General features: G+C 63.8%; 11 protein-coding genes. 10 read left to right on the top strand and 1 reads right to left on the bottom strand.

Features of this window, described 5'->3' with window-relative positions; genetic code table 11:
* The first annotated feature begins 211 nt into the window (after nucleotides 1–211).
* Nucleotides 212–556, top strand: coding sequence for a PAAR domain-containing protein (locus ACUN9Y_RS11160; RefSeq protein WP_445460790.1), 345 nt, complete (start codon nucleotides 212–214; stop codon nucleotides 554–556).
* Nucleotides 557–736: 180 nt separating this feature from the next.
* On the opposite strand, the gene ACUN9Y_RS11155 is transcribed toward ACUN9Y_RS11160, so the two are convergent.
* Nucleotides 737–1,567, bottom strand: a complete 831-nt coding sequence (locus tag ACUN9Y_RS11155) for a helix-turn-helix transcriptional regulator (protein ID WP_445460789.1) — start codon at nucleotides 1,565–1,567, stop codon at nucleotides 737–739.
* 118 nt (nucleotides 1,568–1,685) lie between these two features.
* On the opposite strand from ACUN9Y_RS11155, the gene ACUN9Y_RS11150 reads away from it, so the two are divergent.
* The 9 genes from ACUN9Y_RS11150 (at nucleotide 1,686) to ACUN9Y_RS11110 (ending at nucleotide 12,278) form a co-directional block, all read left to right on the top strand.
* Nucleotides 1,686–2,717, top strand: coding sequence for a histone deacetylase family protein (locus tag ACUN9Y_RS11150; protein WP_445460788.1), 1,032 nt, complete (start codon nucleotides 1,686–1,688; stop codon nucleotides 2,715–2,717).
* Between the two features lie 170 nt (nucleotides 2,718–2,887).
* On the top strand, nucleotides 2,888–4,267 hold the full coding sequence (locus ACUN9Y_RS11145) for an APC family permease (protein ID WP_445460787.1): 1,380 nt from the start codon (nucleotides 2,888–2,890) through the stop codon (nucleotides 4,265–4,267).
* A gap of 413 nt (nucleotides 4,268–4,680) precedes the next feature.
* Nucleotides 4,681–5,898 (top strand): winged helix-turn-helix domain-containing protein, encoded by a 1,218-nt coding sequence (locus ACUN9Y_RS11140; RefSeq protein WP_445460786.1) that lies wholly within the window; start codon nucleotides 4,681–4,683, stop codon nucleotides 5,896–5,898.
* Nucleotides 5,899–6,200: 302 nt separating this feature from the next.
* The gene (locus ACUN9Y_RS11135) at nucleotides 6,201–6,758 is read left to right on the top strand and encodes a hypothetical protein (RefSeq protein ID WP_445460785.1); all 558 of its coding nucleotides are present in this window, start codon (nucleotides 6,201–6,203) and stop codon (nucleotides 6,756–6,758) included.
* A gap of 153 nt (nucleotides 6,759–6,911) precedes the next feature.
* Nucleotides 6,912–7,430, top strand: coding sequence for an invasion associated locus B family protein (locus ACUN9Y_RS11130; protein ID WP_445460784.1), 519 nt, complete (start codon nucleotides 6,912–6,914; stop codon nucleotides 7,428–7,430).
* 555 nt (nucleotides 7,431–7,985) lie between these two features.
* Nucleotides 7,986–8,450: a (2Fe-2S)-binding protein gene (locus ACUN9Y_RS11125; RefSeq protein ID WP_445460783.1), complete on the top strand. Its 465-nt coding sequence runs from the start codon at nucleotides 7,986–7,988 to the stop codon at nucleotides 8,448–8,450.
* A complete protein-coding gene (locus ACUN9Y_RS11120) occupies nucleotides 8,447–10,822 on the top strand; it encodes a molybdopterin cofactor-binding domain-containing protein (protein ID WP_445460782.1) in 2,376 nt (791 codons plus the stop codon). Before ACUN9Y_RS11125 ends, ACUN9Y_RS11120 begins: the two co-directional genes overlap by 4 nt.
* A gap of 244 nt (nucleotides 10,823–11,066) precedes the next feature.
* Nucleotides 11,067–11,477 carry a (R)-mandelonitrile lyase gene (locus ACUN9Y_RS11115; protein ID WP_445460781.1) on the top strand — a complete coding sequence of 137 codons (411 nt, stop codon included), beginning with the start codon at nucleotides 11,067–11,069 and terminating at the stop codon, nucleotides 11,475–11,477.
* A 174-nt stretch (nucleotides 11,478–11,651) separates the two neighbouring features.
* The gene (locus ACUN9Y_RS11110; protein WP_445460780.1) at nucleotides 11,652–12,278 is read left to right on the top strand and encodes a LysE family translocator; all 627 of its coding nucleotides are present in this window, start codon (nucleotides 11,652–11,654) and stop codon (nucleotides 12,276–12,278) included.
* Nucleotides 12,279–12,355 lie beyond the last annotated feature (77 nt).

Here is a 12,355-nt window from a genome sequence, read left to right as displayed (position 1 = left end):
TAAGACAAGGCGTCATCGAGCTCCGATGACGCCCACATTCTCCGCCAAAACAGGAGCCCCACCCCCGGCCAGCGTGGGTTTCGCTGATCCCCGACGCCAAACTCCCTAAGCTGTCTGAAAGGTGTCTGATCCGAGCACGCCAACATCGCATCGCGATGACCATTGGTGCAGGTCATGCCCAGTCACCCGAGCTAAGAACGGGCAGTCGACGATGATCAGGGGAGAGACGAGTGTGGGAGCAGACTTGATCGAAAAGGGCGCGCCAACCTCGTCGGGTGGGCGCGTATTGCAAGGCAACGAGGGCACCTGCATCGACGGCGTCCGCTGCCCCGCATCGCTTGGACATCTCGCCAGCTGCCCGCGCTGTCTCGAGCACCAGGGCCCGATCATCGGCCCGCAGCAACAGCGTCTTCTGCTGCCGAGCGGACCTGCTGCTCTGGTCGGGGACATCGTGGCATGCGGCTGTCCGCTAGGCTCCAACCGCATCATCCATCACACCTTGACGGGTCGCGCTCGCCGCACCGTACTGTGGGACGAACCCTGCGATAGTCGGTGATCCTCCCTACCGCCGATCGAGCACCCGGTACCGGGCGGCGAAGGCGTCACAGCGAACGGGCATCGGAAGCGGGCATCGGGAGCGGATACGAGGCGACCGGCTGGCGGGCTCTGGCTCGAGGCCTCAAGACCTCAAGACAGAACAGGACGGCCAGGAAGCATCGACCCGCCACTTCTGCCGTCAAGGCGGTTCCGGTGCCGCGGAATGGTGCGACCAGAACAGCGCGAACAGCTCCGACTGAGTCCCGACCTGCAGTTTGTGATACAGGTGACGCCGATGGCTGCGTACGGTCTCGACACTGATCGCCAGGCGTCGGGCAATGCTCTTGGCGGATCCGCCCCCCAGCATCAGGTGGCAGACCTGGCGCTCACGCTCGGTCAGGCTGCCATCCTCGAAGGGGTTGGTTGGCCGCACCGCCGTGGGTTCCCGGGCGATGCTCGCAACGGCGTTGGTGCTGCCGTCGTCTTCATGCGGCCAGCGCTGGCGCATCATCGGCACCAGCCAGGGCAGGATCAGGCTAAACAGGCCCATGGCCGCATCGTCGTAGGTTTCCCGCGCCCCCAACGACAGGGCCAGCGTGCGACCATCATCGAGAAGCGCATTGATCTGCACTTCGTCACGCACCACATTGCGCCGGAAATAGCGTTGGAAGTAGTCCGTCTCGGCGAAGCAGTCCGGTGCCACGTCGTCGAGACGAAGCAGACCCGCCCCACGGCCATCACCCAAGGCCACATAGAACGGATCAAGCTGGTAGAGGCCATGGCAGTAGTCACGAAAAAGCGCCGGGTTGCTGCCCTCCTCCTCTCCGCTTCGGGCCAGAATCCGAGGAGGCCCGTCGGGGGAAAAGACCAGCACCGCCCAGGTATGAAACGCCACCTTGGTGCGCAGCAGGCGAATCAGCGCCAGCCAGAAACCGCCATCATCGAGCTTGTCCAGCAACCGTCCGAAGGTCCGGTGCCAGGCCACCAGGTCCAGCACGGATGCGACATCGTCCGGGTGATTCACCCCCATGGAGTACCCCTTTCATGCGATTGGAAGCCTGATGCCACCACGTATGCTGAATTCACCAGGTGTGATCACGACTGAGCGACACAATAATACGCCATCAGCCAATCGAGGTAGACCACCCATGCAGATCATCCACAGCGACGACACTCGCTCCCGCCGCACCCACACCGAACTGTTCGGCGGCCAACTGGTGGCGCCCTTCGAGTGCCCCGAGCGTATCGACTACATCATCGAGCGAGCCCGCCACGTCGGCCTCACGAACATCAAGGGCCCTGACGCGCACGACCTGTCGGCGGTACTGGCGGTGCACGACGCCGGCTACATCGGCTTTCTGGCAAACGCCTGGGATGAGTGGAAGACGGCCGGCTACGAAGGCGAGGCGATCCCCAACATCTGGCCGTCTCGGCGCATGCCCGGTGGCCCCGTCCCGCGCCATATCGAAGCGCGCCTCGGCTACTACGCCCTGGCCGGCGAGACCTCGCTGAACGCCGACACCTTCGCCTCGGCCCTGCTCAGCAAGGACATCGCCCTGACGGCCCTGGATCACGTCCTGCAGACCGGCGACCCGGCGTTCGGCCTGTGCCGGCCTCCTGGTCACCACGCGGCGGTGGATCAGTACGGCGGCTACTGCTTCATCAACAACGCCGCCGTCTGCGCCCAACGTGCCCTCGATCGTGGCCATCACCGTGTCGCCGTTCTCGACATCGACTTCCACCACGGCAACGGCACCCAGGACATCTTCTACGAGCGCGCCGACGTGCTGACGATCTCGCTGCACGGCGATCCCATGGATGAATTTCCCTACTTTCTCGGGTATGCCAATGAAACCGGACGCGGCCCCGGCGAGGGCTACAACATCAACTACCCGTTGCCGAGCGGTACCGACTACGCCGCCTGGTCACGTCACCTCGACGATGCCATGGTCAAGGTGCGTGACTATCGTCCCGACCTCGTCATCATCGCCCTGGGCGTCGACACCTTCGAGAACGACCCGATCAGCTCCTTCACCCTGCAAAGCAACGACTACCTCGATATCGGCAAGCGTCTGCAGAGCATGGCACTACCGACGCTGCTGCTGATGGAAGGCGGCTATGCCGTTGAGGAAATCGGCGTCAACACGATCAACATTCTGCAGGGGTTCGACACCGTCTAGCCCCATCAGTCGGGGGAGGCCAAGCCTGTCGCATCGCCTAGGGCAGCTCCCACCTCCCCACCGAACCCACAACAATATTCACGAGAAGCCCACCACGACGCCAGCCACGGCGCGGCCAGAGCGCCCGCCCCCATACGTGCTCACGCCACACAACAACAGGATCTGGCCCCATGACCAACCCCGACATGTCTCCGACCCTGCGCCCCCACCACAGTCCCCGGGATGACGGCCAGCACAGCGGGCTCAAGCGCATCCTTGGCCTACCCGCGCTGGTCTTCTTCGGCCTCGCCTACATGGTGCCACTGACGGTCTTCACGACCTACGGCGTGGTCACCGAGACCACCGGCGGCCACGTGCCCATGGCCTACATCGTCACCCTGGCGGCGATGTTCTTCACCGCCTACAGCTATGGCCGCATGGTCGAGCACTACCCAACCGCCGGATCGGCATACACCTACACTCGACGCGCCTTCGGCGGCCGAATCGGCTTCATGGTCGGCTGGGCGCTGCTGCTCGACTATATCTTCCTGCCGATGATCAACTACCTGGTCATCGGCATCTACATGACCGAGTACTTCCCGGCCATCGACCAGGGCATATGGGTGCTCGGTGCCATCGCCGTCGTCACCGCGCTCAACGTGCTCGGCATCAAGCTGGTGGCCAAGATGAACCTGATCATCATCGCCTTTCAGGGCGTCTTCCTGGCGGTATTCATCGCGATCTCGCTAAGCGCGATCGGTTCGGGCGACACCCCTTCGCTGCTCGCTCCCTTCTACAGCGAAGGCCTGGCGTGGAACACCATCGTCGGTGGCGCCGCCATCCTTTGTCTGTCGTTTCTGGGCTTCGATGCCGTCTCGACGCTGAGCGAAGAGACCCACAACCCGAAGCGTGATATTCCCCGCGCCATCATGCTGTGTACGCTGGTCGGCGGCGTGCTGTTCATCGTCGCCTCGTACGCCGGTCACCTGGTGTTCCCGGACTACCAGAATTTCGGCAGTGCCGACTCCGCCGCCGTAGACGTCATGCGCCGCGCCGGCGGCACCTTTCTGGTGACCTTCTTCACCGCCGCCTACGTGGCCGGCTGTTTCGCGTCGGCCATGGCCTCCCAAGCCAGTGTCTCGCGCATCCTGTTCGCCATGGGTCGTGACAAGGTACTGCCGAGCTTCTTCGGCAAGGTCAGCCAACGCTATGGCACACCGCTGGGCGCCACCCTGATCGTCGGAGCCATCTCGCTGATGGCGCTGGTCATCAGCTTGGAGCTGGCCGCCACGATGATCAGTTTCGGAGCCCTTGTCGCCTTTTCCTTCGTCAACCTGTCGGTGATCAAGCACTATCTGGTCGATGAGCACTTGCTGCAGCCCAACAGCCTGGTGCGCTACGGCCTGATGCCGAGCATCGGCTTTCTGCTGACCATCTGGCTGTGGTCGAGCCTGTCGGCCCACACCTTCGAGGTTGGCCTGACCTGGGTCGCGGTCGGCTTCGTCTATCTGCTCTACATCACACGCCTGTTCAAGCGTGACGTGCCCGACCTGGAGCTGAAGGAGGCGTGACAAGACCCTGCCTTCGATAGCGACACACAGAATGCCAGCGGGGCCCGACGGGCCCCGCTGACTCTCCTCGTCCTGGGCATGCACCGTCTCTCACCTTTCGTCCCGGCCCCCTGACTCATCGATGCCACGCTGCATCCGACCCAGGCGCGACCGTCCTGAGAAACTCGAGATAATCACTCCCTGGGATTCACTCTCTTGGCCCGATATCGTGTTACCCAAGCGAAACGGCAACGCGATCAAGGACCGATCATATCTCACAGAAAACCCTTCCTCTTTCCCAGCGCTCACGAGCGTCCAAGCTTCGTGGCACTTCTTGATTGCCACCCTGCATCGAGATGTTCATATAATCCCGGTACCGCCTCCATAGCCCGCACCGGTGCTTACACAAGCTAACGTCACAGGCAGTTATGACCATGATCGAGATACAGCACCCGCGAGAAATGACACGCCTACGCCGCCTTGCCCTGGCCGCACAGGGCTTATTGCAGGTTCAGCCCTATGGTCGCGGCCTGGCGGGGGCTCGCAATGCGATCAACCACATCGGCTATGTTCAGTTAGACACCATTTCCGTTGTACAACGAGCGCACCACCATGTCTTGTATTCCAGGGTGCCGAACTTCACGCCATCCATGACCAACACGATGCTGCGTGATGGGGATATTTTCGAGTACTGGGCCCATGCAGCGGCCTTTCTTCCTATCTCCGACTTTCGCTACACCCTGCCCTACAAGCACGCGATTAAAAGTGGCCAGACGCATTGGTATCGACATATCGATCGGAGACTAATGGATGAACTACTGGCACGAATTCGTTCAGACGGGCCGGTGCGCTCCAGAGACGTAGGCGGCGATACGGCGAAACGTGCGCTCTGGTGGGATTGGAAACCGGCCAAAAAGGCGCTGGAACAGCTGTACATGCAAGGCGATCTGATGGTCAGCGATCGTGAAGGCTTCCAGAAGACCTACGACCTTACCGAGCGGGTGCTTCCGGCCCACGTAGACGCGACGATGCCAAGCATCGACGCATTCGCAGAGCACCTACTCGATCGTCAATTACGCTGTCATGGTCTTGTGTCCCTCAAGGGGATAACCTACCTTCGCCGAAATCCAGACCTTCGCAAGGCAGTTAAGGCCCTGGTAAAGGAACGGGTATCTCAGAAGACCCTGCAAGAAATTCGGCTAGCCAACGGGGAAATCTTCGTCCTGGAGGCGGGCGCGCTCGAGCGCTCCCTTCCGCCACTGAAGAACCGTCTACGGATTTTGTCGCCGTTCGACAATAGTGTGATTCAGCGAGATCGGCTAAAATCCGTTTTCGACTATGACTACCAGATAGAGTGTTACGTTCCCGCGGACAGGCGCCAGTACGGGTACTTTTGCCTACCCTTGCTTTACCGTGACCGCCTCATCGGGCGCATGGATTGCAAGGCCCATCGAACGAGACGCCATCTGGAGATAACGTCGTTGTATCTGGAAGAACACTGTATTGTCGACGATAGATTGCTTGCTGCCTTTTCAGATGCCGTGGCGCGGTTCTGTCACTTTCAGGGCTGTGATTGCGTATCGATAACGAGCGTCTACCCGGAAAAAATGGGCCAACCATTCCGGCGTGCCTTGAAGCTCTCTCGGGGGTAGCGACAAAGTGGCGACGTCTCTGGCATGCTCACCGCTGCATGGGCGCAACTCAAGGGTAAATAGCGAACATGACGACGGCACAAGCAAGGTGCCGGGACCGCCTCTGGCGTGTCGTCTTCGCTATCGCGCGCCCCCTGGCACCGTCAGAAGTACGCGCTTTGGTGCCTCATCCAACGTCCCTCGTCCAGGCCCACGATGACAAGCTTCCCCTTCCCGACCGACGAGTACCTGGCCATGGTGCTCGACACGAATATCTCCGGCGAGCCAGGTGGTGCGACTGGAACAACACGACGGCTTGGGGGATGCTCAAGGCACGGGGCGGCGGCGACTGGCTCGACTTCTACAGCTTGGACTTTGGCCATGGCCTGCCAGCCGATATTCGCATCGTCAATCACTCCACCTCGACCAGCCCCGACAGCCCTTTCACCAACACTCGCATCGCTGACCTGCCCGTCGGAAGTGGGCATGGTGACCCTGCAAATCGAGAGATCGTCATGACGCCACACCAGTACATCGTCACCCAACGCCACCGCAGCGAGTACCCGGACCCGATCACCTTCAGCGAAGGAGCCAAGCTCTGTATCGGCGAGCTGTATCGTGGCCCCGAGGGGTGGGACGATTGGCATTTCTGTACCGTCCCAGGTCAGCCGGGCGGCTGGGTGCCCGCCCAGATCATCGGGTGGGTCGACGCCACCAGCGGACACGCCCTCCAGGACTACACCGCCAAGGAGCTCAACGTCGACGAAGGCGAACGGCTTCAGGGCCTGAAAACGCTAAATGGCTGGCTCTGGTGCCATCGTCCCGGGTCATCGGATGCCGGCTGGGTGCCCTTGATGAACTTGCGAAAGGTTCAGGCTTGATGCCTTTTCCGCGCCGAGGGGCTTGGCCCCGCGGCGCCCTGTCCCATCGCAGTCTCCTCTCACGGAGCATTCGCCAAGCGGACCTATTCCGTGTTGAACTATGCCCCCGAGCCCATGTCTCCCCCAATGGATAGGATTAGGAGAATTCACCCCATGTTCGATCGCTTTGCGCTCCGCCTCTGCACCGCCGGCCTGCTTGGCCTGATGGCCCTCGCCCCCACGGCGTTCGCCCAGAACACCAGCACGCCCGCCGGCGTCAACACCGAGACCTTCCAGGACTGGGAAGTGAACTGCCCGACCAACCCGGCCGACGGCAGCTGTTCCATGACCCAACTGATCAACGGCGCAAACGGAGAACCGGTGCTGCGTGTCGTCGTCGGCAATCCGCAGCAGCTCGACAAGTCCGCCATCACCTTCCTGCTGCCCCTGGGCGTGCGCCTGGCACCGGGCCTGCAGTTCCAGGTCGGCTCCAATCAGCCCACTACCATTCCGTACCAGGTCTGTGTCCAGCAGGGCTGCCGCGCCGACATGCCCATCGAGCCGGCGCTGATGAGCCAGCTCAAGGGCGGTAGCACCGCCACCGTCAGCATGATCGACCCGCGCGGCCAGCGCGTAGATCTGAACGTATCGCTGATGGGCTTCAGTTCGGCCAAGGATCGCGTCGACCAGTAAGTACGCTGCGCCGGTGCTCCTGGCCCCGGCGCAATGGTTGTCCGTCGCGGTTTCGCGCGACCTGTCCCCTCGTTCTCTCGTTTAGCCTACCTCCCGAGCCTACCGCTTCAGCCGGCCCGTTCCGCTATTCGGCGTTGACCGCCCGTGCCTTGCCGCTCACTACAGTTCCCAAGCCAGCCACATTCTGATGCCCCGACTGCGGCGGCTATGATCTCTTCTTGCTTGTCCCGCCTTGCCGTTGTCCCGTATTCATTGCCCTAACCGCCTTGACCCGTGCTCCCGTGCCGGCTGCAAACGCCCGCAAGGTTAAGTGGCTCACCGCCACTATCGGAAGCCCCCGCGGCATGCCGCTTTCCCTTGACTGCCCGTGCACAGGGACGAAGTTCGCTTAGCCACAATGCCCTACACGGCTCAGAGTGCGTGCCTCAATCACGCCGTTATTGCCTATCCTCATGCCAAGGCCTTGGCCTTGGGGCCAGACGACGCCCCGACAGCATACCCGTGACGAGACCCATCAGGCGTCCGACGAGAGATGCCGCACCTGGAGGTAGAACGGTGATAACCCTGACGATCAATGGAACACGCCACGACCTGGATATCCCGGAGCAGATGCCACTGCTGTGGGCGCTGCGCGATGTGGTCCACCTGACCGGCACCAAGTTCGGCTGCGGCATGGGGCTTTGCGGTGCCTGCACCGTGCATCTGGACGGCGCGCCGGTACGCTCTTGCATCACGCCCCTGTCGGCCGCCCTCGACAAGGAGATCACCACCATCGAGGCGATGGCCGATGACGCCGTGGGCCGCAAGGTGCAACAGGCGTGGCTCGACGTCGGCGTCCCCCAATGTGGCTACTGTCAGGCCGGACAGATCATGAGCGCCACCGCCTTCCTGAAGACCAATGCCAGCCCCAGCGACGACGAGATCAGCAGCGCCATGGGCGGCAATCTCTGCCGCTGCGGCACCTACAATCGCATTCGCCGAGCGATCCATCGCGCCGCCGGCCAGGAGGAGCAGGCATGAATCGCCCCGCCGATACCCTGTTGCTGGCCAACGTCAGCCGCCGTCGCTTCTTGCAGGGGCTGGCCGCCGGCTCCGCCTTCGTGTTGGCCGCTCGCTGGGACCTGGCGATGGCCCAGGGCGAAAAGACCTACGGCGCCGAAGGCATGCCCTTCGGCTGGGTGGACAACCCCAACGTCTTTATCCAGATCGATGAGGATGGCGGCGTCACCGTGACCAATCATCGCGCTGAGATGGGCCAGGGCATTCGCACCAGCCTGGTGATGGTCGCCGCCGATGAACTCGGTGCGGACTGGTCGCGGGTCAAGGTCACCCAGGCCCCGGGGGATTCCGAGAGGTACGGTAACCAGGACACCGATGGCTCGCGCAGCATGCGCCACTGGTTCGATCCGATGCGCCGCGCGGCCGCCTCGGCGCGCCTGATGCTGGAGCAGGCCGCCGCCCAACACTGGAAGGTACCGCTACAAGAATGCCGGACCGGCGTGCACGTGGTGACCCACGAGCCAAGCGGGCGCGAACTCGGCTTCGGTGAGTTGGCCGCGGCGGCCCGGGAACTGGAGATTCCACCCCGGGCCTCGCTGAGCCTCAAGGCCGAATCCGAATGGCGCTATATCGGCAAGTCCCTGGGCCCGACTCAGGACAATGTCGGCGAAGGCTCCGGCGACGCTACGGGCCAACCCCTGACGCGCGCACCGGCCATCGACGGGGAGGCGATCGTCACCGGGCAGCCTCTCTACTGCGGCGATATCGGCGTGGACAACAAGGCCTATGCGGTCATCGCCCGGCCTGAGGCGCTGGGCGCCCGTGTGGCCAGCGTCGATGACAGTGCCGCGCTGCAGATACCTGGCGTGATCAAGATCGTCCGCCTCGACGGCGCCAGCCCACCGACGGCCTTCCGCCCCCTGGGGGGTGTGGCGGTAATCGCCGACAACACCTGGGCCGCGATCGAGGGCCGCAAGGCGCTCAAGATCGAATGGGACATGGCGAGCGCCGGCGCGAACGCCTCCTATGACACCGCAGCCTATCGCCAGACGCTGATGGAACGCAGCACCTCACCCGGCAAGGTGGTGCGATCCAGCGGTGACATCGAGCAGGCCCTTGGCGATGCCGACTCGACGTTGACGGCCACCTATTTCATGCCGCACCTGGCCCACGCCACCATGGAACCGCCGGTCGCCATCGCCCGCGTCGGTAGCGACAAGGCCGAGGCCTGGGCGCCGGTGCAGGACCCGCAGAGCGCTCGCGACCAGATCGCCGAACAGCTGGGCATCGATGGCGCCGACGTCACACTCCACGCCACCGTGCTCGGGGGAGGATTCGGGCGCAAGGCCAAGCCGGACTTCGTGGTCGAGGCCGCCCACTTAAGCCGTGCGCTCGACGGCCGGCCGGTACAGCTCCAGTGGACCCGGGAAGACGACCTGCATCACACCTACTTCCACGCCCTCTCGGTGGATCGGCTGGACGCCGGCCTCGATGCCGACGGCAAGGTGCAGGGCTGGCGCCACCGCACCCTGGCGCCTTCGATCATGTCGATCTTCCAGGACGACCCCAAGTACAAGGCGACCTATGAGCTGGGCATGGGGCTGACACCGCTGCCCTTCGACATTCCCGCGCTGCAACTGGAGAACGGCAAGGCCGAAGCCCACACCCGCATCGGCTGGTTCCGCTCGGTGGTCAATCTTCCCCACGCCTTCGCCATCCAGAGCTTCGTCGCCGAACTGGCCGACGCCCAAGGCCGCGATCATCGCGACTACCTGCTCGAACTACTCGGCCCTGCGCGCCAGATCGATCCGCTCGCGGTTGGCGCGACCTGGAACTATGGTGAGGACCCGGAGCTTTACACCATCGACGTGGGCCGCCTGCACGGGGTGCTCGAACGCGTCACCGACGAGGCCGACTGGGGCAAGGAAATGCCCAAGGGACGCGGTCAGGGCCTGGCCATTCACCACAGCTTCTGTTCCTACACCGCCGTGGTGCTCGACGTCGAGGTGACCGACGAGGGCTCCGTGGTCGTGCACCGCGCCGACGTGGCCTTCGACTGCGGCCCACGGGTCAATCCCGAGCGCATTCGCGCCCAGATGGAGGGCTCCATGGTAATGGGCATCGGCATCGGCCTGCACAACGCCATCACCTTCAGCGACGGCCGCGTCCAGCAGGATAACTTTCACCAGTACCTGTTGCCGCGCCAGGCCAACGCTCCGCGTCGCGTCCGGGTGCACCTGGTCGACAACCCCTCGGCTCCGATGGGAGGCGTTGGCGAGCCCGGTCTGCCACCGGTGGCGCCGGCGCTTGCCAACGCCATCTTCGCCGCCACCGGCAAGCGCATTCGGGAACTGCCGGTGGGCAACCAGTTAAAGGGCCAACAGGGAGCCTGACCCAACGCCGGCCCAACGCCGGCCCGATGGCGAGCTTGGGCCGTGACACGTCAGGCCCAGCTCACACCGGCGCCGAGCGCCACCCGGCTCGATCGTGATACGGCGGGTTAGCACACAACGAACGGCTACACTGAAGCCGGGTAGGCGCGCGGTGCCTTCCCGGCTTTTTCGCGCTCGCGATGTGCCCGGCCACACGCCACCGGCGCACCTTTCACGAATGTCTGGCAATGCCAAGGAGACGCCCATGGAGATTCATCGCGCCGGCTCACGCCCTTCCCAGCAAGGGCCGGCGGACAACTTCACCGGACGCGTGCGTCTGGACCCTCTGATCAACGCCCCTGAACCCGCGACGGTCTTCAGTGCCCATGTCACCTTCGAGCCGGGTGCCAGAACCGCCTGGCATACCCATCCCCTGGGGCAGACCCTGGTGGTCACCACCGGCGCCGGCTGGGTCCAGCGCTGGGCGGAGCCCCCTCAGGCCATCCTTCCCGGCGACGTGGTCTGGATAGCCCCCGGAGAAAAACACTGGCACGGCGCAAGGGCCGACACCGGCATGAGCCATATCGCCATTCAGGAGTGCCACGACGGCGTGCGCACCGACTGGCTCGAGCAGGTCTGCGAGGAACAATATCCGGCCGCTGGAGACACCCGATAGGATGGCCCGTTCGACGTGGCTGGCGATGGTGCCTGTTAAGAACGCCCGGCAGCCAACAGCGCCTCGACTCGTTGTCGAACGGCCCCGGCGCTGTGTCTTGGCCCCTAACCGTTGTCAGTCGCGCTGGCGTCGTCTGCGGGCTACCCTAGAGCTTGTCCACCCAGGAAGACTGGCATGTCACCCGAGTTTCTGCTGACCACGCTGATCGTGGTTCTCGCCCCGGGCACCGGGGTGCTCTACACCCTGGCAACGGGGCTCGCCCATGGCACCAGGCTCAGCATTGCGGCGGCGCTGGGGTGCACCCTCGGCATCGTGCCTTCGCTGCTCGCCGCCATTACCGGCCTCGCCGCGATCATGCATACCAGCGCCCTGGCCTTTCAGGTGCTCAAGGTGCTCGGCGTCATCTATCTGCTGTACATGGCCTGGCGCACCCTCAGGGACAGTGGAGCCCTGGCGGTGAACAGCGATGACAAAGGTGACGAACACCCTCGGCCGTCGCTGTCTCGCGTCGTCGCCACCGGCGCCTTGATCAATGTACTCAACCCCAAGCTCTCGGTGTTCTTCTTGGCCTTTCTGCCCCAGTTCCTGGACCCGACGGGCGCCTCGACAATCCCCCAGATGCTCGTGCTCGGCGGTGCCTTCATGCTGATGACGTTGGTGATCTTCATCGGCTATGGCGCCGGAGCGGCCTGGCTACGACGCCATGTGGTCGGCCGCCCCAGCGTGATGAACTGGCTGCGGCGCACCTTCGCCGGGGCCTTCGTCCTGCTCGGTGCCAAGCTGGCTCTGGCCGAGCGTTAGGCGTACAGGCCACGACCACCGCGGCGCCACCGACGAAGCGCCCGTGCATCGATCTCCCTCGCTTTCCCTCTCGTCCG

The sequence above is a fragment of the Halomonas sp. V046 genome (assembly GCF_052645355.1).
This window is presented reverse-complemented; position numbering and strand designations above follow the sequence as displayed.